The sequence below is a fragment of the Pseudomonas sp. TH37 genome (assembly GCF_016650735.1).
Taxonomy (GTDB): domain Bacteria; phylum Pseudomonadota; class Gammaproteobacteria; order Pseudomonadales; family Pseudomonadaceae; genus Aquipseudomonas; species Aquipseudomonas farris.
Genome location: NZ_JAEKFD010000004.1, coordinates 434,814 through 459,321 on the forward strand (window position 1 = coordinate 434,814; position 24,508 = coordinate 459,321).

A 24,508-nucleotide genomic window follows, 5' to 3' on the forward strand; every position below is an offset into this window, starting at 1 on the left:
GCGTTTCACATTACAGACGATTGCTTACGCGCCGCCTCCCACGATTTCAGCAGTTCGGCATAGCTCACGGTTTCGCCTTTAGGCTTCTCGTTCGCCAGTTTCGCTTTCGGCGCACCCGGCTGATCGAACCAGTACTGCGCATCCCGCTCAGGATTCATTTTCGGCCCGCAGGTCGGTTGTACCTTGGAGCGTTCCAGGCGGGTCATGATCGCATCCTGATCCTTGGCCAGACCGTCCAGTGCCTGTTGTGGCGTTTTCTCGCCACTGGCCGCTTCCGCGATGTGGCTCCACCACAGTTGCGCCAAACGAGGATAGTCCGGCACGTTGGTCCCGGTCGGGGTCCATTGCACGCGGGCCGGGCTGCGATAGAACTCCACCAGACCACCGAGCTTCGGTGCCAGGTCGGTCATGGCTTGCGAGTTGATATCCGATTCGCGGATCGGGGTCAGGCCGACAATGGTTTTCTTCAAGGATACGGTTTTCGACGTCACGAACTGAGCGTACAGCCAGGCCGCGAGTTTTTGCTTTTCAGGCGTGGACTTGAGGAAGGTCCAGGAACCGGCGTCCTGATAACCGAGCTTCATGCCCTCCTCCCAGTACGGACCTTTCGGCGACGGTGCCATGCGCCATTTCGGCGTGCCGTCGGCGTTCATTACCGGCAGACCCGGTTTGGTCATGTCGGCGGTAAACGCGGTGTACCAGAAGATCTGCTGGGCGATGTTGCCCTGGGACGGTACCGGGCCAGACTCGGAGAAGGTCATGCCCGCCGCTTCCGGTGGCGCGTATTTTTTCATCCAGTCAACGTACTTGGTGGTCGCATAGACCGCCGCCGGGCCGTTAGTGTCGCCGCCGCGGGTCACGCTGGAACCGACTGGATGGCAGTCTTCGACACGGATGCCCCATTCGTCCACCGGCAAGCCGTTGGGAATGCCCTTGTCGCCAGCGCCGGCCATGGAGAACCAGGCGTCGGTAAAGCGCCAGCCGAGGGATGGGTCTTTCTTGCCGTAGTCCATGTGCCCGTAGATGCGCTTGCCGTCGATTTCCTTGACGTCTTCGCTGAAGAACTTGGTGATGTCTTCATAGGCCGACCAGTTCACCGGCACGCCCAGTTCATAACCGTATTTTTCTTTGAATTTCGCTTTCAGATCCGCTCGTTCGAACCAGTCGGCGCGGAACCAATAGAGGTTGGCGAACTGCTGGTCGGGCAGTTGATAGACTTTGCCGTCTGGCGCTGTGGTGAACGAGATGCCGATGAAGTCTTTGATGTCCAGCGTCGGCGAGGTGTAGGCCTTGCCTTCGTTGGCCATCAGATCGGTGATCGATTCGGTCTTGCCGTAGCGAAAGTGCGTACCGATCAGGTCCGAGTCGTTGACCCAGCCGTCATAGATGTTCTTGTCCGATTGCATCTGGGTCTGCAGCTTTTCCACCACGTCGCCTTCCTGCAGCAAGTCGTGGGTCAGCTTGATCCCGGTGATTTCGGTGAAGGCCTTGGCCAGCGTTTTGGATTCATATTCGTGAGTCGCAATGGTTTCCGAGACCACTTTGATGCTCATCCCGCGAAACGGCTCGGATGCCTTGATGAACCACTTCAGCTCTTCGAGCTGCTGGGCTTCGGTCAGGGTGGACGGTTTGAACTCGCTGCCAATCCATTTCTTGGCGGCGTCTTCATAGGCATCGGCCCAGGCCGCAGCGCTCAACCCGCTGAGTGCCAGCATGGCTGCCAATGAAACGCTATGTCGCAGCTTATTGTTTTTGTCGAACATAGAGACCTCCTGTTTAGGTTTCGGAGCAACATTGCCGAGCGATTCGACTAGCCCCAACGCATCACAGCCAACAGCCACACCAGGGACAACGCGAACGCTACCCAGATGCTCCAGTCGGTGACGCCGATTACCAGCAAATGCAGGTAGGCGCTGCCGAGAAGACCGATAAACAGCCGATCACCACGAGTAGTAGCAATCGGCAAAAAACCACGCCGAGGGACACTCGGCGAACGCAACTCCCAGGTCGTCATACCCGCCAGGATCAAGGCAATGACGCTAAAGAATGCCGCCGTGGGGCCGGTCCAACTCATCCATTCCATCATCAGTTCCTCATACCCGACCCAGGGCAAAGCCTTTGGCCACGTGGTTGCGAACAAACCAGATCACCAGCATGCCCGGCAGGATGGTCAACACCCCCGCCGCCGCCAGCACACCCCAGTCGATGCCGGACGCCGAGACCGTGCGGGTCATCACCGCCGCGATGGGTTTGGCGTTCACCGAAGTCAGGGTTCGCGCCAGCAGCAACTCGACCCAGGAAAACATGAAGCAGAAAAACGCCGTGACGCCGATCCCGGAGCCGATCAGCGGGACGAAGATCTTCACGAAGAACTTGGGGAAACTGTAGCCGTCGATGTAGGCGGTTTCGTCAATTTCCTTGGGAACGCCGGACATGAAGCCTTCAAGAATCCACACCGCCAACGGCACGTTGAACAGACAGTGAGCCAACGCCACCGCGATATGGGTATCGAACAACCCGATCGAGGAATACAGCTGAAAGAACGGCAGCAGAAACACCGCCGGTGGCGCCATGCGGTTGGTCAGCAGCCAGAAGAACAGGTGCTTATCGCCAAGAAAACGATAGCGCGAAAACGCATACGCCGCCGGCAGCGCCACACTCAGAGAAATCACCGTATTCAGGCTCACGTAGTACAGCGAGTTGAGGTAACCGGTGTACCAGCTCGGATCAGTGAAGATCACTTTGTAGTTGGCGAAGGTGAAATCCTGCGGAAATAGGGTCAGACCGCCGAGGATTTCAGTGTTGCTCTTGAAGGACATGTTCAGCAGCCAGTAGATCGGCACCAGCAGGAACAGGATGTAGATCAGCAGTGGAATAAGCTTTCTCTTGCTCATGGCGGGCCTCACCGATTGGCGTCAGAGTGAGTCATGGCGGTGTAGAACAGCCACGACACCAACAGGATGATCAGGAAGTACACCAGCGAGAAAGCCGCCGCCGGGCCGAGGTCGAATTGCCCGATCGCCATTTGGGTCAGCGTCTGACTCAAGAAGGTCGTGGCATTGCCCGGACCGCCACCGGTCAGTACGAACGGTTCGGTATAGATCATGAAACTGTCCATGAACCGCAGCATCACCGCGATCAGCAGCACACTCTTGAGCTTGGGCAACTGGATGTGTCGGAAAACCGCCCAGGCCGATGCCCGATCAATCCGCGCCGCCTGGTAATACACGTCCGGAATCGCCCGCAAGCCGGAGAAACACAACAGCGCCACCAGCGACGTCCAGTGCCACACGTCCATCACCAACACCGTGACCCAGGCGTCCATGGTGTTGGACGCATAGTTGTAGTTGATGCCCATGGCATTGAGGCTCGAACCAAGCAACCCGATGTCGGCCCGGCCGAAAATCTGCCAGATGGTGCCGACTACGTTCCACGGAATCAGCAGCGGAATCGCCAGAATAATCAGCACCAGCGACGACCAGCGGCCCTTGATCGGCATGGTCAGGGCGATGGCGATGCCCAACGGGATTTCGATCAGCAACACGCAGCCGGAGTAGATGAACTGGCGCAGCAGCGAGTCATGCAACCGTGGGTCGAGCAGCACCTGCCTGTACCAGTCGGCACCGACGAAGTAGCGGCTCGACTGGTCGAAGATGTCCTGCACCGAGTAGTTGACCACGGTCATCATCGGGATCACCGCACTGAATGCCACCAGCAGGAACACCGGCAACACCAGCCACCAGGCCTTGTTGTTCTGCACCTTGTTCATGGCAGCACCTCCAGCAGGTAATCATCGGCATAGACCATCAGCCATTGCGCCGGAAAACTGATGTACGCCGTGCCTTCAGGCACTGGTTTGTCTTCGGCCAGACGTACTTTCAGCGGCGCGCCGTCGAGGTTCAGGGTCATGATCTTGTAGGTACCCAGGTCTTCGACGTGTACGACCTGTGCCTGCATCGCGTCATCGAAGGGCTCGTCCCACACATGGACGAACTCCGGACGAATGCCGACCTTCAGGGTTGTCCATTCGGATTCGGCGATTCGTTTCTGCATCGCGTCGGACAACGGCAAGTGGGTCCCGGCAAAACCGACACCGCCGGCTTGTGGCTGGACCTCGATCAGGTTCATCCCCGGGCTGCCGATGAAATAGCCGACAAAGGTATGGCTCGGCCGCTCAAACAATTCCCGTGGCGTACCGAACTGCACGATTTGGCCGCCATACATCACCGCGATCTTGTCAGCGAAAGTCGAAGCTTCGAGCTGATCGTGGGTGACGTAGACCATGGTGATGTTGAACTGCTCGTGGATCTGCTTGAGCTTGCGTCGCAGCTTCCACTTCAGGTGCGGGTCGATCACCGTCAGCGGTTCATCGAAGAGGATCGCCGACACGTCATCGCGCACCAGCCCACGGCCCATGGAGACTTTCTGTTTTTCATCGGCGGTGAGGTTGCGCGCCTTCTTGGACAGCAATGCCTGGAGGTCGAGGACTTCAGCGATTTCGTGCACTTTGGTGTGAATTTTCGCCTCGTCCATGCCCTGATTGCGCAATGGAAAGGCCAGGTTATCGAAGACCGTCATGGTGTCGTAGACCACCGGGAACTGGAAAACCTGGGCGATGTTGCGCTTTTCCGGGGTCAGTTCGTTGACCACTTTACTGTCGAACAGCACCTGGCCCTGGGACGGACTGAGCAACCCGGAAATGATGTTGAGCAAGGTTGACTTGCCGCACCCCGAAGGCCCGAGCAGCGCATAAGCACCGCCCTGCTCCCAGACATGGTCCATCTCGCGGATCGCGTAATCCTCAGGGCCGGTCGGCGTTGGGGTGTAGCTGTGGGCAAGGTTCTGCAAACGGATTTCGGCCATCAGGCAACCCTCGCAATACGGCGACCGGGCGCCTGAACCAGCTGCCCCTGCATATCGAACACAAACAGTTTATGGGTCGGGATATAGATGCGAATCGGCGCATCGACGTCGTATTCGTGAACACCCGGCAAGTGCAGCACCAGCAGGAAATACTCATTGCGCACGTGCAGGAAGGTTTCCGAACCGCTGATCTCGGCCACCTCGACGGTCACCGCCAGCTCCAGGTCATCGTCGTTGCTCGGCACTAGGGAAATGTGGCTGGGGCGCACGCCGAAACGGAACTCGCCCTCGCCCACCGGTCGCAGATCGACGTTCAACGGGAAGTGCACAAAATTGGCGAAACTGACTTCGTTGCCGGCGATACGCCCCGGCATCAGGTTGATCGGCGGTTCGGAGAACAATTCCGCCGCCAGCACGGTTTGCGGCTGGTGATAAACCTCGGAGGACTTGCCGCTCTGAATCACCCGACCTTCGTGAAGAATCGTGGTGGTGCCGCCCAGCGCCAGGGCTTCGTTGGGTTCTGTGGTGGCGTAAATCGCGATGGTGTGCCGGGCCTTGAACAGCTCGCGCATTTCCTGACGCAGCTCTTCGCGCAGCTTGTAGTCGAGGTTGACCAGCGGCTCGTCGAACAGAATCAGCTCGGCGTCCTTGACCAGCGCCCGGGCCATCGCCGTGCGCTGTTGCTGGCCGCCGGAGAGTTCCAAAGGATAACGCTGGAGGAATTTCTCGATGCGCAGCATCTTCGCGGTTTCCAGCACTTTGCTCTGGATCAGCTCACTGGAAACGCCGGACTGACGCAGCGGCGAGGCGATGTTCTCGAACACCGTCATGGTCGGGTAATTGATGAACTGCTGATAAACCATCGACACATTGCGCAGACGCACCGGGCGCTGGGTGACGTCGACGCCGTTCATCAGGATGCGGCCGCTGTCGGGCTTGTCCAGACCAGCCATCAGGCGCATGAGGCTGGTTTTACCCGACAGCGTTCGACCGAGCAAAACATTGAACGATCCGGGTTCGAAGTTAAGGCACGCATCGTCGATCCAGGTCTGGCCTTCGACGGTACGGCTGACGTGCTCCAGGATTAGTGACATGGCTCGGCCTTTTTATTATTGGAGTCAAGCGACCGGAGCACTACAGCGACATTCGTGCCAGAAATTCCAAGCAATTGATCTGGCTTGAAAAACACGAAAAAGAAGGGAAAACCGCGTTCGTTGCTGAACAGAAATGAACAACCGCGACTGAACAATTGAACAGTTCAAAGATTGACAATGAACAAATGTGAACAACACTCTACGGATGCTTTTTGCTCATTTGGTGATGTACACGGTCATTGTAGGAGCTGCCGAAGGCTGCGATCTTTTGATCTTCAGCGTATGTTCAGATGCTAAAAATCAAAAGATCGCAGCCTTCGGCAGCTCCTACAGGTATTGTTTTCGGCGCGATATCGCGGCGGCCCAAAGAGGCTCTGTGGCGTGCTGAACGTTTTGCAAAACCCATAAAAACAATAAAAGCTTGCTCAGAGATCGACTGCCATGGCCGCACCTGCCCCGCCGCTCTCCCACGACGCCATCATCCAGGATTCCTGGTCTCGCTGCCGCGCATTCGGGCTCGATCATCAGAGCGCGCCAGCGTTCGATCAGCTACCCGCCGATGGCATCGCCCAGTTGCTGGAGAGCCAGCATTCACTGGTGCAGACCACCCATCAGGAAGTCCTGCCGTATTACGAGAACATCCTCAGCAACTCCAATTGCCTGATCATGCTCGCCGACAATCAGGGTCAGGTGCTGACGTCCTGGGGTACCCAGCGTTTCATCGAGCCGAGCCTGACTCGCGGTTTCAGCGCCGGCGCCAGCTGGATGGAGCGTTGCAGCGGCACCAATGCGATCGGCACGGCGTTGGCCTGCGAGCAGGCGGTGCACATCGAACACGACGAACATTTTCTCAAGGCCAACCGCTTCATGACCGGTTCCGCCGCACCGATTTTCGATGCCGAGCGCAAAGTGATCGCGGTACTGGATGTGTCCAGCGACAGCTATCTGCCGCCGTCGCACACGCTTGGCATGGTCAAGATGATGAGCCAGACCGTGGAGAACCGGTTGATCCTCAACCTGTTCCATGGCCAGCATTTCCAACTGACCTTCAATACCGGGCTGAACAACCTCGACAGCCAATGGGCCGGGTTGCTGATCTTCGATGAAACCGGTCAGGTGCTGTCCGCCAATCGCCGGGCCGACAACCTGCTGGGCATCAGCCTGTCGCGGGTCAGCGTCGAAAGCCTGTTCAAAGTCTCATTGCTGGAACTGCTGAACCAGCCGGACGGCCTGCCGTTTGCCCTGCAAGCCTCGGGGCGCAACCGTTTTCAGTGCCTGTTGAAACGGCCAAAACAAGCGCCGATTCAAGCCAGGGTGTTTTCGGAACCTAAGAGCGCTGAACCTTCGGCGCCAACGCCCGCCGCGATCAGCCTCAACACCCTGCATTTTGGCGACAGCCGCGTGGAAAAAGCCGTGCGCCAGGCCGAGCGCTTGCTGGAAAAGGACATTCCGCTGTTAATCCACGGGGAAACCGGGGTCGGCAAGGAAGTCTTCGTCAAAGCCCTGCATCAGGCCAGTTCACGCAGCAAACAGTCGTTCATTGCCGTCAACTGTGCAGCGATCCCCGCCGAACTGGTGGAATCCGAGCTGTTTGGCTATGAGAAAGGCGCATTCACCGGCGCCAACCAGAAAGGCAGCATCGGGCTGATCCGCAAGGCCGACAAAGGCACCCTGTTCCTCGATGAAATCGGCGACATGCCGCTGCCAACCCAGGCCCGGCTACTTCGAGTGTTGCAAGAACGTTGCGTGCAACCGGTGGGCAGCAGCGAGTTGTTCCCGGTGGACATTCGGATCATTTCGGCGACTAACCGCTCGTTGCGCGAGCAGGTTCAGCTGGGGCGATTTCGTGAGGATTTGTATTACCGGATCGGTGGCTTGACCCTGGAACTGCCGCCGCTACGAGAACGCAGCGATAAAGAAGCGCTGTTCAAACGGCTGTGGGAACAGCACCGCGAACCGAGCCAATGGGCTGGCTTGAGCCGCGAAGTGATGGAGCTGTTCAGCCGCCATCCGTGGCCAGGGAATTTGCGTCAGGTCAGCAGCGTGATGCAGGTGGCGCTGGCCATGGCCGAGGAACAACCCGTACGGCCGGAGCATTTGCCGGATGATTTTTTTGTCGATCTGGAGATGGAGCCGGTGGATTCGCCGGAGCCGATAGCGGTGGATTTGAATGATGCCGAGGAATTGAATCGGCAGTTGCAGGCGGCTGGGGGGAATATTTCGCATTTGGCCCGCAGGCTCGGGGTTAGTCGCAACACCCTTTACAAGCGATTGCGTCAGGTTGAGTGACGAGTGAGCCGCACTGGCGGCGTTCGGCTTGAGACCATCGCGGGCAAGCCCGCTCCCACAGGGATTTTTGTCGTACACAAAATCGGAATCTACCTCGGTCATTGTGGGAGCGGGCTTGCCCGCGATGGCGCCAGCATGGGCACCGCCGCACTTACGCCCTGCACATAAACAAAAACCCGCACAAGGCGGGTTTCTGTTTTTGTGAAAGGCGTAGCCAATCAAGCAATCAGTCAGCCAGACGCCAGGTCGTCCCGCCCTTGCCGTCTTCCAGCACCACGCCCATGGCGGTGAGCTGGTCGCGGATGCGGTCGGATTCGGCCCAGTCTTTAGCAGCCCGAGCCGCCAGACGCGCGGCAATCATTGCATCGACCTCAGCCGCATCGACCCGCCCTTCGGCACCGGCCTGCAGGAAGTCATCGGCTTCGAGTTGCAACACACCCAACACGCTGGCCAATTCTTTCAAGCGCGCCGCCAGACCGGCCGCCGCATCGAGATCACTCTCGCGCAGACGGTTGATCTCGCGAACCATCTCGAACAGTACCGCACAAGCTTCCGGGGTACCGAAGTCGTCGTTCATCACCTGAGTGAAACGCTCGACGAAGGCTTCGCCACCGGCCGGCGCCACGTTCGGCAGGCCTTTCAACGCGTGGTAGAAACGCTCGAGTGCGCCCTTGGCGTCCTTGAGGTTATCTTCCGAATAGTTGATCGCGCTGCGGTAGTGGCTCGATACCAGCAGGTAACGCACGACTTCCGGGTGGTACTTTTCCAGCACGTCGCGAATGGTGAAGAAGTTGTTCAAGGACTTGGACATCTTCTCGCCATTGATGCGAATCATGCCGCAATGCATCCACGCGTTGGCGTAGGTCTTGCCGGTGGCCGCTTCGCTCTGGGCGATTTCGTTTTCATGGTGCGGGAACTCGAGGTCGCTGCCGCCGCCATGAATGTCGAAGGTCTCGCCGAGGCAGCAGGTCGACATCACCGAGCACTCGATGTGCCAGCCCGGACGTCCGTCGCCCCACGGCGAAGGCCAGCTAGGCTCGCCCGGCTTGGCGCCTTTCCACAGCACGAAGTCCAGCGGGTCCTGCTTGGACTCATCGACTTCGATCCGGGCGCCGATGCGCAGGTCTTCGATCTTCTTGCGCGACAGCTTGCCGTAGCCCATGAACTTGGCGACGCGGTAGTACACGTCGCCATTGCCCGGTGCGTAGGCGTAACCCTTGTCGATCAGGGTCTGGATCATGCTCTGCATGCCAGCGATGTGATCGGTGGCCCGCGGCTCCATGTCCGGCTTGAGGATGTTGAGGCGCGCCTCGTCCTCGTGCATCGCGGTGATCATGCGCTCGGTCAGCGCGTCGAACGGCTCGCCGTTCTCCTTCGCCCGATTGATGATCTTGTCTTCGATGTCGGTGATGTTGCGCACATAGGTCAGGTTATAACCGCTGAACCGCAACCAGCGGGTCACCAGGTCGAACGCAACCATGCTGCGGCCATGGCCAATGTGGCAGTAGTCGTACACGGTCATCCCGCAGACGTACATGCGTACATTGTTGCCATCCAGAGGCTTGAAGACTTCTTTGCTCTTGGTGAGCGTGTTGTAGATCGTAAGCACGAATGCTCCTTCCTTAACGCTGAATCACTGGCCCCACGAATCGCGCAGGGTCACGGTACGGTTGAACACCGGATGACCGGGTTTCGAGTCCTTGATATCTGCGACGAAGTAACCTTCGCGCTCGAACTGAAAACGGTCTTCCGGCTGTGCATTGCCAAGCGAAGGCTCGGCACGACAACCGGTGAGGACTTGCAGCGAGTCAGGGTTGATGTTGTCCAGGAAACTGGCGCTGTCTTCGGCCTTTTCAGGGTTGGCCGAACGGAACAGGCGATCGTACAGACGCACTTCGCATTCGACGCTGGCCGCGGCCGGTACCCAATGCACAACGCCTTTGACCTTGCGGCCTTCCGGGTTCTTGCCCAGGGTTTCCGGATCGTAAGAGCAACGCAGTTCGACGATGTTGCCATCGGCGTCCTTGATCGCTTCGTCGGCACGGATCACGTAGCTGCCGCGCAGACGCACTTCGCCGTTCGGTTCCAGGCGTTTGTAGCCTTTTGGCGGCTCTTCCATGAAGTCTTCACGGTCGATGTAGAGCTCACGGGCGAACGGCAGAACGCGCACGCCCATGTCTTCTTTCGGGTGGCACGCCAATTCGAGGTTTTCAACCTGGCCTTCCGGGTAGTTGGTGATCACGACTTTCAGCGGACGCAGCACGCACATGGCACGCGGGGCGCTGTGGTCGAGGTCGTCACGGATGCTGAATTCGAGCATGCCGAAATCGACGACGCCATCGGAACGGTTGGTGCCGATCATTTCGCAGAAGTTGCGGATCGATTTCGGCGTGTAGCCACGGCGGCGGAAGCCCGACAGCGTGGACATGCGCGGATCGTCCCAGCCATGAACGTGCTTTTCATCGACCAGTTGCTTGAGCTTGCGCTTGCTGGTGATGGTGTAGTTCAGGTTCAGGCGGCTGAACTCATACTGACGCGGCTTCGCCGGTACTGGCAGGTTCTCGAGGAACCACTCGTACAGCGGACGATGGCTTTCGAACTCCAGGGTGCAGATCGAGTGGGTGATGCCTTCTATGGCGTCCGACTGACCGTGGGTGAAGTCGTAGTTCGGGTAGATGCACCACTTGTCACCGGTCTGGTGGTGATGCGCGTGACGGATGCGATACATGATCGGGTCGCGCAGGTTCATGTTCGGCGAGGCCATGTCGATCTTGGCCCGCAGCACGCGTGCGCCGTCCGGGAATTCGCCGGCGCGCATGCGGGCGAACCAGTCGAGGTTTTCTTCCACGGAGCGGTCACGGAACGGGCTGTTCTTGCCCGGCTCGGTCAGGCTGCCACGGTATTCCTTGGCTTGCTCAGGGCTCAGGTCGTCGACATAGGCCTTGCCGGCCTTGATCAGTTCTACTGCCCAGTCGTGCAACTGGTCGAAATACTGCGAGGCATAGCGCACTTCACCGGACCATTCGAAGCCCAGCCATTTGACGTCGCTTTCGATCGCGTCGATGTATTCCTGGTCTTCCTTGGCCGGGTTGGTGTCGTCGAAACGCAGGTGCGTGACGCCGCCGAATTCCTGGGCCAGACCGAAATTCACACAGATCGACTTGGCGTGACCGATGTGCAGGTAGCCGTTGGGCTCAGGCGGGAAACGGGTGACGATCTGCGTGTGCTTACCCGAGTCCAGGTCCGCCTGGATGATCGGGCGCAGGAAATTGACCGGCACGGCAGGGCCAGTCTTGGAATTCGAGGTAGGGTCGACAGTGGGCTTGCTCATAGGATCCTTGAACGTACAAGTGCGCGGCCAGTTGGCCAAATCAAAGCGGCTGTTATAAATCAAAGGGGCTTATCATAGCCGATGCTGTCAAGTGGCTGACAGAGCAGGCCGGCAATCGGCTGCATTTAATCGGTTGCCAATGAAAAACAGCCTCGAAATTCGCGCCCGGCACGCTAAACTGCCTGCCTTGGCCGACACTGGCCGGACTGGTTGAGGGCCTGAACGCCCCGAAACCCACGAATTCATAGAAAAAAGAGTACCGATCATGACCCAAGTCAAACTGACCACCAACCATGGCGACATCGTCCTGGAGCTGAACGCTGAGAAAGCCCCGATCACCGTGGCTAACTTCATCGAGTACGTTAAAGCCGGTCACTACGAAAACACTGTTTTCCACCGTGTCATCGGTAACTTCATGATCCAGGGCGGCGGTTTCGAGCCAGGCATGAAAGAAAAGAAAGACAAGCGCCCAAGCATCCAGAACGAAGCCGACAACGGCCTGCCGAACGTGAAGTACAGCGTAGCCATGGCCCGCACCATGGAGCCGCATTCGGCATCCGCCCAGTTCTTCATCAACGTGGCTGACAACAGCTTCCTGAACCACAGCGGCAAAACCGCTCAGGGTTGGGGCTACGCCGTATTCGCCAAAGTAGTCGAAGGCACCGACGTGGTCGACAAGATCAAAGGCGTGGCCACGACTTCCAAAGCCGGCCACCAGGACGTACCAGCAGAAGACGTGATCATCGAGAAAGCCGAGATCATTGAGTGATACTGCTGATTTCAGACTTGCATCTGGAAGAGGAGCGCCCGGACATTACCCGGGCGTTTCTGGATTTGCTCGCTAGACGTGCCCGCTCAGCGAGTGCGTTGTACATTCTGGGCGATTTTTTCGAGGCGTGGATTGGCGACGATGCCATGACGCCGTTCCAGCGTTCCATCTGCCAGGCCCTGCGCGAACTTAGCGACAGCGGCACGGCCATTTTTCTGATGCACGGTAATCGCGACTTCATGCTTGGCCAGGCCTTCTGCAAACAGGCCGGCTGCACGTTGTTGAAAGACCCGAGTGTCGTGCAGTTTTACGGCGAGCCAGTGCTATTGATGCACGGGGACAGCCTCTGCACCCGCGACGAAGCTTATATGAAGCTGCGGCGCTACCTGCGCAACCCGATCACCCTGTTCATCCTGCGGCATCTGCCCTTGCGTACTCGCCATAAACTGGCGCGCAAGCTGCGCAGCGAAAGCCGTGCACAGACGCGGATGAAGGCCAATGACATTGTTGATGTCACGCCGGAAGAAGTGCCGCGGGTCATGCAGCAATATGGCGTGAAAACCTTGATCCACGGGCACACCCATCGTCCCGCCATCCACAAATTGCAGATTGGCGAGCAGGCGGCCAAACGCATTGTGTTGGGGGATTGGGATCGTCAGGGCTGGGCGTTGCAGGTGGATGAGCAAGGGTTTGCGTTGGCGCCGTTTGATTTCACTCCGCCGCCACAACTGGCAGCACCCGCAAACTAACGGCCAAACACAAAAACCTGTGGGAGCGGGCTTGCCCGCGATGACGGTGGATCAGTCAACAACGTTGTTGAATGTGATTCCGCTATCGCGGGCAAGCCCGCTCCCACAGGGGTTGTGTTTATCTCAATGACCGGTAGCAGCAGGTCCCGCCTTCGCCGCAAACGGCGGTTTCGCCAGCCACACCAGCAGAATCAACCCCATGAACGCCCACCCCAGCAACGTGAAGTAATCAACGGTGGAGAGCATGTACGCCTGGCTGGTCAGCACATGATCCAGCTGCGCGTAAGCCGGGTTACCCGCCCCGCCCAACGCATTCAAGGCATCCCGGGTCGCCGGCTCATACGTGGTGATGCTTTCACTCAAATACGCATGGTGCTGATCGGCGCGACGAATCCAGATCCAGGTGGTCAACGATGCCGCAAAACTACCGCCCAAGGTCCGCAGGAAGGTCGCAAGGCCCGCACCATCGGCAATCTGGCTCGGTGGCAAATCCGACATCAAAATGCTCAAGGTCGGCATGAAGAACAGCGCCACGCCAATGCCCATGAACAGCTGCACCAAAGCGATGTGCTGGAAGTCCACTTCATTGGTAAACCCGGCACGCATGAAGCAACTCAAACCGATGCAAAGGAACGCGCCACCGGCCAGCAGTCGCAGGTCGAACCTGTGCGCGTACTTGCCGACAAACGGCGACAGCAACACCGGCAGAATGCCGATCGGTGCCACTGCCAATCCGGCCCAGGTGGCGGTGTAGCCCATCTGGGTTTGCAGCCATTGCGGCAGTATCAGGTTGATCCCGAAGAACCCGGCGTAACCCAACACCAACACAATGGTGCCGATGCGGAAATTGCGGTAAGCGAACAGCCGCAGGTTGACCACCGGGTGTTTGTCGGTCATTTCCCAGATCACGAACACCGCCAGTGCTATCACCGAAATAGCCGCGCCGATCAGGATGAAATTCGATTCGAACCAGTCCAGGTCATTGCCTTTGTCGAGGATCACCTGCAGCGCGCCGACGCCAATAATCAAAGTGATCAACCCCACGTAATCCATCGGCTGGTAACTGGTCACCACCGGCCGCGTCTTGAGCTGCGAGCGCACGACCATGACCGCAAAAACACCGATCGGCACGTTGATAAAGAAAATCCACGGCCAGCTGTAGCTGTCAGTGATCCAACCGCCGAGGATCGGACCGGCAATCGGCGCCACCACCGTGACCATCGCCAGCAACGCCAGGGCCATGCCTCGCCTGGCGGGCGGATAGACGGCAATCAACAGCGTCTGTGTCATCGGATACAAAGGCCCGGCCACCAGGCCTTGAAGCACCCGAAAGCCGATCAGCTCCGGCATCGAGGTCGAGATACCGCAGAGAAACGAGGCCAGCACGAACAGCATCGTTGCCCAGAGAAACAGCTTCACCTCACCAAAGCGCCGGCTGAGCCAACCGGTCAGCGGCAGCGCAATGGCGTTGCTTACGGCAAACGAGGTGATGACCCAGGTCCCCTGCTCCGAACTCACGCCCAGGTTGCCGGAAATCGTCGGCAAGGCCACGTTGGCGATGGTGGTGTCGAGCACCTGCATGAAGGTTGCCAGCGACAGGCCGATAGTGCTGAGCAGCAGGCTGGGCGGCGTGAAAGACGCTTTATTGCTCATCGCAAATCCTTTGAAACCTGATTGGTGCAGCGCCTGTTACTGACGCAGCTGACCTTGTGGGAGCGAGCTGTGGCGAGGGGGCTTTCCCCCGTTGGGTCGCGAAGCGGCCCCAAAAGCTTTGCGACTGCTTCGCAGCCGAGCGGGAGCAAGCTCCCTCGCCACAAAGGCTCGCTCCCAGGGTCGGTGTCAGCGTTGCGCGGTTTTACTGACCGCTGCGCTGTTGTCGTGGATCAGCTGGGTGATCATCGCATCGGCCTCGGCCAACTGACGGTCGTAGATGCCGGTGCTGAACGAAGCCTTTTGCGGCGGCTGTTGCGCCAGCACTGGACCGCTCTGGTCACGCAGGTTCACATCGACCTGAGTCGACAGGCCGACCCGCAATGGGTGCTTGGCCAGCTCTTCGGCATTGATGTGAATCCGCACCGGCACCCGCTGGACGATCTTGATCCAGTTACCGGTGGCGTTCTGCGCCGGCAGCAAGGCAAACGCGCTGCCCGTCCCGGCGCCGAGGCTGTCGATGGTGCCGCTGTATTTGACGTCGCTGCCGTAGAGGTCGGCCTCGATGTCCACCGGCTGACCGATGCGCATGTCACGCAGTTGGGTTTCCTTGAAGTTGGCGTCGATCCACAGCTGATCCAGCGGAATCACCGCCATCAGCGCGGTGCCCGGCTGGACCCGCTGGCCCAGTTGCACGCTGCGTTTGGCAACGTAACCGGTGACCGGCGCGATCAAAGTGCTGCGGGCATGGGTGAGGTACGCCTGACGCAATTGCGCGGCGGCGGACATCACGTCCGGGTGCGACGACACCACGGTGTCATCCACCAGCGCGCTGGTGGTCATGAGCTGTTGTTTGGCGTTGGCCAAGGCGTTTTGCGCCGAGGTCAGGTCGTCGCGAGCGTGGGACAGTTCTTCCTGGGAAATCGCCCCGCCAGCGGCGAGGTTTCTCCGGCGATTGAAGTTGTCCTGAGCCTTTTGCACTTCGGCCTGCTGCGCATTGACCTGGGCTTTCATGCCATCGACGTTGCTGTACAAGCCACGAACCTGGCGCACGGTGCGAGCCAGATTGGCCTGGGCACTTTGCAGACCGACTTCGGCGTCGTTCGGGTCAAAGTTAATCAGCACCTGGCCTTCGTGGACCAGATCGCCATCATCGGCGCCAATGCTGACCACGGTCCCGGTGACCAGCGGAGTGATTTCCACCACGTTGCCGTTCACATAGGCGTCGTCGGTGCTTTCATTCCAGCGACCGAAGAATTCGTGATAACCCCAGACGCCGAGCCCGGCGAGGATCACCACGATGGTTAGTACAAACAGCATCACTTTGCGTTTGCGTGGATTGCTCGTGTCTTGAGCGTTGTCAGGGGCTTGGGATGTATCGACAGTGGCCATGACGGGTACCTTGAATTAGTTGTGCTGCGTGGCTGGGGTTGCGTTGGCTGCGGTCAGGGTTTCGCCCTGGAAGCCGCCGCCCAGCGCTTGCATCAGTTGAATCGACAGGTCGATCTGCTCGGCATTCAGGTTGGCCAGCTGACGCTGGGCCTGGAGCAATTGCTGCTCGATGCTGAGCACGTCCAGGTAATTACCGATGCCGGAACCGTAGCGCTGGACCACGGTGTTGTAAGAATCCTGGGCAATGTCGGTGGCGTGCTGCTGGGCGCCGATTTGCCGGCCGATATCGCGCAATTGGTTGATGGTGTCGCTGACATCGCCCAGGGCTTTCACCAGGCTTTTGTTGTACTGCGCCACCGCGAGGTCGTAATCGGCGTCGCGGGAATCGAGGTCAGCCCGCAGGCGGCCGCCGTCGAAAATCGGCACCGAGATCGTCGGCGCGACGTTGAAGAAGCGACTGGCGGAACCGAACATCGCATCACCCAGCAACGACTCCACGCCAGCCGCGGCGCTCAGGTTGAGGTTGGGGTAGAACTGAGTCTTGCCCGCCGCGATGTTTTTGCTCGCGGCTTCAACCCGCCAGCGTGCCGCCACCAGGTCCGGACGACGCCCAAGCAGTTCCGCCGGCAGCACCGACGGCAAAGCCACGGCGCTGGCCTGAAGAACTTTCGGTCGGGCGATTTCATTGCCGCGATCCGGACCTTTGCCCAACAGCACCGCCAAGGCAATTTTCGCGCTTTGCAGGCGCTTCTCGGCGTCGATCAGGCTGGCTTGGGCGCTGGCTTCCAGGCTTTCGGTCTGCTGGAATTGGTACTGGCTGTCGATCCCCGAGCTCAGGCGACGCTGGCTGAGGTCGAGCATTTGCTGGGTGCGCTTGAGGTCTTCGCTGGCCAGGTCATGGATGATGTGCGCCTGCCCCAAATCGCTGTAAGCGCGGGCGACGTCGGCGGACAAGGTCAGCTGCGCGGCTTGCTGATCGACTTCGGCGGCACGGGCCTGGCCCAATGCGGCTTCCCAGGCATCGCGCTGGCCGCCCCAAAGGTCGAAGTTGTAATTAAAACTCGCACCGAGATTACGCACGGTGGAATAGGTGCCGCCCTGCCCGCTCGGGTCTTGATCGCGGGCCAGACGCGAACGGCTGACGCCGGCGCTGGCATCGAGGGTCGGCATCCGCGCGGCGTCGGCGGCATAGGCAGCGGCGCTGGCCTGATGGGCCCGGGCGTCAGCGATTTGCATGTCGGGGCTGTCGTGCAGGGCTTCGCGGATCAGACCATCGAGCTGCGGATCGCCGAGGCTTTTCCACCAGTCGCTTTTCGGCCATGCCGCGGGCGACAGGGTCACGCCGTTGAGGGATTGCCCGGCCTTGAGATTTTTCGCATCGAGGCTGACGCCTTCGGTGGTCAGGCCGCTGTAACTGGCGCAGCCGGCGAGGCTCATGGCCAACAGCACCAGGCTCAGGCCGCTACGCAGGCTTTTACTGTTCATTGCCACCTACCCGCAGCAGCGTGATCGAGTCACCCGCGGCTACCAGAATTTTCTTCAGGATTTGTTCCAGGGTTTTCAATTCTTCCGGGGTAATGGCGCCGGCCAGCTCATTCATGGCATCGGCGCCGATCTGCGGCAGCTGATCGGTCAGCTGCTGGCCCTGTTCGGTCAGCACCAACTGAACCTGACGCCGGTCTGCCTCGGAGCGTTGGCGGGCGAGGAAACCTTTCTGTTCCAGACGATCGAGCATGCGGGTCATCGAACCGCTGTCCAGCGACAGATGACGGCACAGCTCGGCCGGGGTATCTACACCGAACTGGGCCATGATGATCAGCACTTTGAACTGCGCGGCGGTGATGCCGTGGGGTTCCATGTGCGTGTCGATGATCCGGTCCTTGAGCAGCGCGGCGCGCCCGAGCAAAAGGCCGAGATGGCAATTATGGAAATCGTATGAGCTGAAATGTTTCATCTGACCACCAATTAGCTGCCTAGGCAGAGAATGTATGTCGAGATGTTACTGCCTAGGCAGAGAATATCAACGCAATAGTTAGGTTGCTTTCTATTTAGTTGATAAATGGCGATGTTTTTGCGGTGAACACTCTGACGCCATCGCGGGCAAGCCCGCTCCCACAAGGATCTCGCTGAACCTGTGGGAGCGGGCTTGCCCGCGATTGGGGCGATGCGGTATCTGGAAGAAAACGCGGGCCTAGAAATCCCGCTTGTAGAAGATGTCCAGCGAACTGGCCACGCCGCTGGCGGCTTCGAGGTAGACCTTTTTGCTCAGTTTGTAGCGCAAGGCAATGGTGTTGGCCGGCTCGAACACGCCGACGCCATAACGCAGGCTGAGTTTTTCCGAGATGTTGCCGCTGGCCACCACGGCGGTGTTGGCGCCGCTGCCTTGGGTATCAAGCTGAAAATCCTGAATCCCCAAGTCCTTGGCCAACCCGCTGGTCACCCCCGAACTGCCCATCAAACCCAACCCGAGGGCGGCCTGGGCGAGCATGTTGTTGTCTTCACCGGTGGTGCTCAGCGGACGCCCCAGCACCAGATACGACAAAGCCTGCTCCTGACTCATGGCCGGTTCGGAAAAGATCTGCGTGGTCGGCTGCTCGGCGCTGCCACTCAGGCGAATGCCGGCGATGATGTCGTCGGTCTGGCGAATCGCTTCAATATCGAGGTACGGCTGATCAATGGGACCTGCAAACAACAGGCGCGCCCGGCGCACCGTCAGTCGCTGACCGTAGGCGCGATAACGCCCGTCGTTGAGCCACAGCTCGCCACGGGTGTCCATGTTGTCGCCGATGTGCACCTGACCTTGCAGGTTGGCGGTCAGGCCAAACCCGGCAAAGCTGAGTTTGTCCTGCCCGACCACTACATCGATGTCCATCGCCATGGCCATCGGCGGTTTGCCCTCTTCGGTCTGCTGACCGACGATCACCGTGTCATCGGAGACCTTGACCGTCGACGGCGGCAGCTCGCGCACGGTGATTTCACCCTTGGGCACCAGCACTTTGCCGACGATTGCCAGTCTGTCGTCCTTCATGGAGATCTTCAGGTCCGGCGCGACTTCCAGCGCGGCGTAGGGTTCGACAGTGACCGGTAAGTGCGAGCCCTTGAGCGCCAGATCCACGACCAGCGCCTGACCCCAGGCGATGTTGCCATTGAGGCTGCCCTGCCCGGTCTTGCCGCTTTTCCAACCGCCGTTCAGTTGCACGGTTTCGCCGGCAATCACGGCTTGAAGTTGCAAGGCTTCGAGCGCCATCGGCAGTTCAGGCCCGGAGATTTCACCGTCGCGCAGCTCGAGGTTGCCATTGACCAGCGGCGCCAGCAGTCCGCCGGATAATGTGCCGCTGCCGCTCAAATGCCCGGTGAGTTTCTCGACCATCGGAACAAACGGCCGCGCCACCGACAAGTCCAGACCACTGAGGCGGAATGAACCGGTCAGCGGTTTGTTCTTCGGCAGCGGGTTGATCTGCGCCTGAACCATCAGTTCACCGAGTTTGCCGCCGACAAAATTGAGGTCGGTGTCGATGCGTTTCGGCGTGAGTTTGCTGGTGAGTTTCAGGGTCTGGTACGGGAAGTCCAGCCATTGCTCCTTCTCGCGCATACGCAAGGTGCCGCCACTGGCGTCGATGCTGATCTGGCCGTTCGGGCCGCTGGCCGGCAAGTCCAGTTGCAGGTCGGCGTTGAGCTTACCCTTCCAGGCAAAATCCTTCGGCAACCATTGCGCGAGGCTGTCGATGGGGAACTGCTTGAGGTGATAACGCAGCTTCGGCTCGGGCATCAAGCGCTGGTCTTCGCCGCACAGGCTGGCCGGGCCGGACATCCAGCAATGGGCGCCGAAGTTGATTTTGCCATCCGCCAGTCGCTCGAGCTTCGCCGGATTTTGCAGCTTCCAGTCCTGACCACCAGCCTGGATATCGCCACTGGCCAGGCGCCCGCGCCAATTGCCCTTATCCAGCGTGCCGTCGAGACCGAGCGCCAGTTTCAGCTTCGGTCCTTGCAGGTCGAGGGCGAGTTTTTGGTTTTTGATGTCGCCCTGACCGCTGGCGGTCAACGTGCCCAGTGACGTGTCGCCGGTCTGAATGCCGCCGCCCTTGAGGTCGATCTTCGCCCGCTGGGCGCTGTCGAGGGTGGCGTCCAGATTGAGGCTTTGCAGGCGATTGTCTTCGAAGGCCAGTTGCGTGCCTTGCAGGCCGAGCTTGCCTTGGGGCGCCTTGAGCGTGCCGGCGACATCGACCCGGCCATTGAGCTGACCGCGCAATTGAGGCCAGAGCTGCGCCAGACGCGGCATCTTGATGTCGATCCGGCCGGCGAGTTTCTGTTGCAGGCTGCCCTGGCCATTGATGCTGTTGTCACCAAGGCGAATCTGCAACGCGCTGAGGTTCCATTGCTCGCCGCCGCCATCGGCCTTGGCTTGCAACACCGCCGGTTGCCCGCGCAGCTTGCCTTTCAAGTCCAGGTCGGCGGTCAGGCTAAGCGTTTCGTTCTTCATCTCACCTTTGCTGCGCAATGGCCCAGCCAAGGTGCCTGGCAACTCCGCGAGCCAGTACGCCGGGTTGATTGCCGAGAGGTCCAGCGCCGTATCCCAGGCGATACCGTCGGCAAACTGCAGATTCAGGTGCCCTTCGGCCTTGCCCTGCCCGGCTTCGAGTTTGAATTGCGGCAGGTGGATTTTGGTCAGATCGCCGCTGAACGGGCTGTTCAGACTGAACGCCCCGGCCGGGCCATCCAGTGCGGCTTTGAAGTTACCGATGTAGTTGCCGTCGGTGTAGGAGACTTCACCGTTGAAGCTGCGCAGCGCTACTTGCGGCTCGTCGATCAGCGGATAGAGACGGTGCCATGGAAAATCCAGCCAATCGATTTTTGCATCAAAACTCAGGCCTTTGCTCCAGTCCACTTTCCCGGTGAGCTTGAGGCTTTGTTTGTCGTTGGCCGTCAGATCAAGGCCGGCGATTTGCGCGCCCCTGGCGTCGACCTTGCCTTGCAGCACCAGCGCAACCGGGCCTTGCTCTGCGGGTAACGTGGCTTTGCCGAGCAACTGGTAACCGTTTTTCAGGTCGCCGTCGCCAGTGAGTTCCAGTTGATTGAGTTGCAAGGTATCCGGTAGATCGGTGCTGGCCTTGAAGCCGTCGGCGGTGATGCGCACTTTGGCCGGCAGGTTTTCCGCCAGCGGTTGCAGCTCGCCAGTGAGTTGGCCGTTCAGGTAGCCGCTGCTGTCGGCTTTCAAGTTCAGGGTTTTCAGCAGATCACCGTCGACCTTCAGGGCCAGTGCCCATGGTTCGGTACCCGGCGACGGCAGGGTCAGTTTGCCTTCAGCGGTCAGCGGCCAGTTACCGCTCGGTTGCAACAGACCGGACAGGTTCAGACTCAGTTCATCACGCTGCAAGTGCACCGAGTCGATCTGCAAACCCTTCTCGGTCCAGTGCGCCGCCAGTTGCAGCCCCTTGAGTTCTTCACTGCCGTTGAACAGCAGGCGGCCGATTTTGACGTCACCCAATTCGATGGCCAGCGGCAATTTCAAGTCCGGGAGACTGATCGGGCCGCTGCTTTCCTCTTCCACGCCCGGCGGGAATTGCAGGCTGACCTGCTCGGCCTGCAATTGCTCGATGCACAACGTCATGCGCATCAGGCACAGCGGCGACCAGGCAAAAATTGCTTTGTTCAGCTCAACCCGGCTGCTGTCCTGCTGCCACACCAGATGATCGGCGCTCCACTGCCCACCCAAACGGCCCTGGAAATTTTCCACGGTCAAACCCGGCACAAACCCGAGTGCCCAGCGACTGCCCGTCGGAGTGCCCAGCACGGCGACCAGTGTCAGCACGATCAGCATCAGCAGCGCCGGAATCGCCAGCAGCGTTATTTTCAAACCACGCTTCACAGCTCAGGCCCCATGGAAAAGTGCAGTCGAATGCCGCCGTCGTCGTCCATCGCGTGGGCCAGGTCGAGGCGAATCGGCCCCACCGGCGAAACCCAGCGTACGCCGATACCGACACCCGTCTTCAGGTTCGGCAGTTCGAGTGTGTTGAAGGAGTTGCCCTGGTCGATGAAGGTAGCGACCCGCCATTTTTCGGCGACAGAGTATTGATACTCGACGCTGCCGGCCACCATGTAGCGGCCACCGATACGGTCGCCATCGGAGTTTTCCGGGGACAGGCTCTGGTAATCGTAACCGCGCACGCTCTGATCGCCACCGGCGAAGAAGCGCAAGGACGGCGGCACCGATTTGTAGCCGTTGGTGGCACTGCCGCCGACCTGCACCCGACCGAGCAAGCGGTGTTTGTCGAAGACCGTGGTCAGGCCTTTGACCAGCGCCGTGCCGTAGACCAGATTGGTGTCCGAACCCAATCCTTCCTTGGCGACTTTGGTTTCGAATTGCAGGCGATAACCGTTGTGCGGATCGATGCGGTTGTCACTTTTGAGGTAGGAATAGCTCACGCCGGGCATCAGTAAGGTGCTGAGCCCCGAATCGTCACCGAGTTTGTATTCCTCGCGTTGCCACTTGAGCGACACCACCCGCTGCCAGCCGCTGGGCAACTTGCTGTGCCACTCGGGGCCGAGGGTCAGCAGTTTGCTGAGGGTATCGGTGCCAGAGATTTCTTCATATTGATAACCACCGGCAAAGCGCAGTTTGTCGGTCAATGGTGGATCCAGCGGAACGTCGTAAAACAGCCCGACGTTCTGCCGTGGCGCCGAAATCTCGGCTTCCCAGCCGTAACTGTGCCCTTGGGGATTGACCCAATGCCGGGTCCAGTTGGCTTTGACCCGTGGACCGACGTCGGTGGAAAAGCCCAGACCGAGGCCCATGGTCCTTGGCTTGCGGGTTTCCAGTTTGACCGCCACCGGGATCACGTCGTCCTTGGACGCGATCGGTGCCGCATCCACGCGCACGCCCTCGAAATAGCCGCTCGATTGCAGCGCCTGATTGAGTTCGGCGATCAGTTCGGAGTCATAGGGCGTGCCGGCCTTGAACGGCACCATGCGTTGCAGCAGGTCTTCGTCGAATGGCGTATCGCCTTCAAAACTGACCTTACCCAGCGCATAGCGCGGGCCGCTGTCGTAGATCAATTCGATGTCGGCGACGCCGGCACGCGGGTCCACCAAGAGCTTCTGGCGGGTGAAGCGCCCACTGAAAAAACCGTAGCGCGAGGCCTGGTTCTGGATCAACCGCTTGGCGTCCTCGTAACGGCCGTGGTTGAGCACCGCGCCGGGTTTCAGTAGATCGCTTTGGGGTACACGGAAGGATTTGAACGAGGCCGCCGGGCCTTCGATGCGCACCGTGACATTGCGCAAATGGATTGGCTCACCGGGCTCGATGTTCAGCACCAGGCGCGGTGTCTTGCCGCCCTTCACGTCGCTGTCGATTTGCGGCTGGTAATAGCCCAAAGCCTGGGCGGCCTTGCGCGCCTGTTCTTCGGCGCCACGACTGAAGCGCAGCAAGGCTTCTTCATCGCGATCGCCGAGGCTACCGATATAGCCCTCTATATTGGCCTTCAGTTCATCGTTGGACGGTTTGATCCGCACATCCAATTCACTTTGCGCCAGCGCCGCGCAGCTGGAGATCAGCATCAGCACGCCACTGGTAAATCTTCGTGGAAACTTCATAGGCGCGGATGCTATCACGAGCTTGGGAGCGTGATAGAGCCTGGCGTGCGCTGAAAGTTCTACCGTTATGCTGTTGCCGTTTGTAACACCTGCGGATTCGCGTGAAAAAACACGTGTTCAAGAATCGGTCCTACTGCCACTTCGCCGATTTCCTCATAGCCCTGACGCTTATAGAACTCCAGATAACGAGGATTCCCGGTGTCGAGGATCACGCCTTGGGAGTGTTCATCGACCGCGCACCAGTTGTGCACCGCTTGCAGCAATTGTTCGCCGAAGTGCTTGCCCTGGAATTGCGGATGAACCCCCAGCAATGGCAAAACGTGTACCGAATCGGACGGCACGCACGCCATTACGGCGGCGTGGTAATCGAGGTAGCGTCGGGTGCAACGAAACCCGGTGCTGAGCACCATCCGCAAGCGCCAGGCCCAGCTTTCGGTGATACCCAAGCGGCGTTGCGGCGGTGCGATCAGGGCGATGCCGATCAAACGGTCATTCACCAGCAGGCCGATGGCTGGCAAATCCTGCAAAAAGTGCTGTTTGACCAGTTCGCGCACCGTTGCCCTTACCCGTTGTTCATAACCAGGGCGCTCGGCCTCGAACAGGTAGCCGAACGTCGGCTCGTGCCGGTACGCCTGGTACAACAGGGAACGTGCTTCGCGGGAATAGCCGCTGTCGAGCATGTGAATATCGGCGATGACAGTCGAGGTTTCGGGCATAACGGTAGATCTCCCCTGGGCGCGGCTCAGAAGGCCGCGTTCTTATTGGTACGAGCCTTTGGGTG

At 59.5% G+C, this 24,508-nt stretch carries 18 protein-coding genes; 3 read left to right on the top strand and 15 right to left on the bottom strand.

The genetic code is table 11. The annotated features are described in order from the left end of the window. Nucleotides 1–5 precede the first annotated feature (5 nt). Genes JFU11_RS14080 through JFU11_RS14105 form a run of 6 tightly spaced genes read right to left on the bottom strand, consistent with a single transcriptional unit; the run spans nt 6 to nt 5,957 of the window. Nucleotides 6–1,763, bottom strand: a complete 1,758-nt coding sequence (locus JFU11_RS14080; protein ID WP_201060931.1) for an ABC transporter substrate-binding protein — start codon at nt 1,761–1,763, stop codon at nt 6–8. Nucleotides 1,764–1,810: 47 nt separating this feature from the next. Continuing rightward, nucleotides 1,811–2,083: a DUF2160 domain-containing protein gene (locus tag JFU11_RS14085; protein WP_052967033.1), complete on the bottom strand. Its 273-nt coding sequence runs from the start codon at nt 2,081–2,083 to the stop codon at nt 1,811–1,813. A 10-nt stretch (nt 2,084–2,093) separates the two neighbouring features. Further along, nucleotides 2,094–2,894, bottom strand: a complete 801-nt coding sequence (locus JFU11_RS14090) for a carbohydrate ABC transporter permease (RefSeq protein ID WP_007896138.1) — start codon at nt 2,892–2,894, stop codon at nt 2,094–2,096. An 8-nt stretch (nt 2,895–2,902) separates the two neighbouring features. Then, nucleotides 2,903–3,769 (bottom strand): sugar ABC transporter permease, encoded by an 867-nt coding sequence (locus tag JFU11_RS14095; protein ID WP_052967034.1) that lies wholly within the window; start codon nt 3,767–3,769, stop codon nt 2,903–2,905. Next, nucleotides 3,766–4,863 (bottom strand): ABC transporter ATP-binding protein, encoded by a 1,098-nt coding sequence (locus tag JFU11_RS14100; protein ID WP_201060932.1) that lies wholly within the window; start codon nt 4,861–4,863, stop codon nt 3,766–3,768. The genes JFU11_RS14095 and JFU11_RS14100 overlap by 4 nt, the downstream gene beginning before the upstream one ends. After that, complete coding sequence (locus tag JFU11_RS14105) at nt 4,863–5,957, bottom strand: ABC transporter ATP-binding protein (protein ID WP_052967036.1); 1,095 nt, start codon at nt 5,955–5,957, stop codon at nt 4,863–4,865. The genes JFU11_RS14100 and JFU11_RS14105 overlap by 1 nt, the downstream gene beginning before the upstream one ends. A gap of 441 nt (nt 5,958–6,398) precedes the next feature. Between JFU11_RS14105 and JFU11_RS14110 the strand changes: the two genes are divergently transcribed. Then, nucleotides 6,399–8,246: a sigma-54-dependent Fis family transcriptional regulator gene (locus JFU11_RS14110; protein WP_123722008.1), complete on the top strand. Its 1,848-nt coding sequence runs from the start codon at nt 6,399–6,401 to the stop codon at nt 8,244–8,246. A gap of 226 nt (nt 8,247–8,472) precedes the next feature. Here JFU11_RS14110 and cysS read toward each other — a convergent pair whose 3' ends face one another. Both cysS and JFU11_RS14120 read right to left on the bottom strand, forming a co-directional pair. After that, nucleotides 8,473–9,855, bottom strand: a complete 1,383-nt coding sequence (gene cysS, locus JFU11_RS14115) for a cysteine--tRNA ligase (protein ID WP_201060933.1) — start codon at nt 9,853–9,855, stop codon at nt 8,473–8,475. A gap of 24 nt (nt 9,856–9,879) precedes the next feature. After that, the gene (locus JFU11_RS14120) at nt 9,880–11,577 is read right to left on the bottom strand and encodes a glutamine--tRNA ligase/YqeY domain fusion protein (RefSeq protein WP_201060934.1); all 1,698 of its coding nucleotides are present in this window, start codon (nt 11,575–11,577) and stop codon (nt 9,880–9,882) included. Nucleotides 11,578–11,842: 265 nt separating this feature from the next. Here JFU11_RS14120 and JFU11_RS14125 point away from each other — a divergent pair, with 265 nt between their 5' ends. Both JFU11_RS14125 and lpxH read left to right on the top strand, forming a co-directional pair. Continuing rightward, a complete protein-coding gene (locus JFU11_RS14125; protein WP_052967714.1) occupies nt 11,843–12,346 on the top strand; it encodes a peptidylprolyl isomerase in 504 nt (167 codons plus the stop codon). Continuing rightward, nucleotides 12,343–13,095 carry a UDP-2,3-diacylglucosamine diphosphatase gene (gene lpxH / locus JFU11_RS14130; RefSeq protein WP_123722005.1) on the top strand — a complete coding sequence of 251 codons (753 nt, stop codon included), beginning with the start codon at nt 12,343–12,345 and terminating at the stop codon, nt 13,093–13,095. The genes JFU11_RS14125 and lpxH overlap by 4 nt, the downstream gene beginning before the upstream one ends. A 123-nt stretch (nt 13,096–13,218) precedes the next feature. On the opposite strand, the gene JFU11_RS14135 is transcribed toward lpxH, so the two are convergent. From JFU11_RS14135 to JFU11_RS14165, 7 genes are all read right to left on the bottom strand, one after another. Beyond that, entirely contained in the window at nt 13,219–14,748 is a 1,530-nt protein-coding gene (locus tag JFU11_RS14135) for a DHA2 family efflux MFS transporter permease subunit (protein WP_201060935.1), read from the bottom strand. 186 nt (nt 14,749–14,934) lie between these two features. Then, nucleotides 14,935–16,137: an HlyD family efflux transporter periplasmic adaptor subunit gene (locus tag JFU11_RS14140; protein WP_201060936.1), complete on the bottom strand. Its 1,203-nt coding sequence runs from the start codon at nt 16,135–16,137 to the stop codon at nt 14,935–14,937. A 15-nt stretch (nt 16,138–16,152) separates the two neighbouring features. Further along, complete coding sequence (locus tag JFU11_RS14145) at nt 16,153–17,622, bottom strand: efflux transporter outer membrane subunit (protein ID WP_201060937.1); 1,470 nt, start codon at nt 17,620–17,622, stop codon at nt 16,153–16,155. Continuing rightward, nucleotides 17,612–18,091: a MarR family transcriptional regulator gene (locus tag JFU11_RS14150; RefSeq protein ID WP_038982469.1), complete on the bottom strand. Its 480-nt coding sequence runs from the start codon at nt 18,089–18,091 to the stop codon at nt 17,612–17,614. The genes JFU11_RS14145 and JFU11_RS14150 overlap by 11 nt, the downstream gene beginning before the upstream one ends. Before the next feature lie 237 nt (nt 18,092–18,328). After that, the gene (locus JFU11_RS14155) at nt 18,329–22,003 is read right to left on the bottom strand and encodes a translocation/assembly module TamB domain-containing protein (protein ID WP_201121309.1); all 3,675 of its coding nucleotides are present in this window, start codon (nt 22,001–22,003) and stop codon (nt 18,329–18,331) included. Beyond that, nucleotides 22,000–23,727 (bottom strand): autotransporter assembly complex family protein, encoded by a 1,728-nt coding sequence (locus JFU11_RS14160; RefSeq protein WP_201121310.1) that lies wholly within the window; start codon nt 23,725–23,727, stop codon nt 22,000–22,002. The genes JFU11_RS14155 and JFU11_RS14160 overlap by 4 nt, the downstream gene beginning before the upstream one ends. A 65-nt stretch (nt 23,728–23,792) precedes the next feature. Continuing rightward, nucleotides 23,793–24,443: a GNAT family N-acetyltransferase gene (locus JFU11_RS14165; RefSeq protein ID WP_123721999.1), complete on the bottom strand. Its 651-nt coding sequence runs from the start codon at nt 24,441–24,443 to the stop codon at nt 23,793–23,795. Nucleotides 24,444–24,508: the final 65 nt, after the last annotated feature.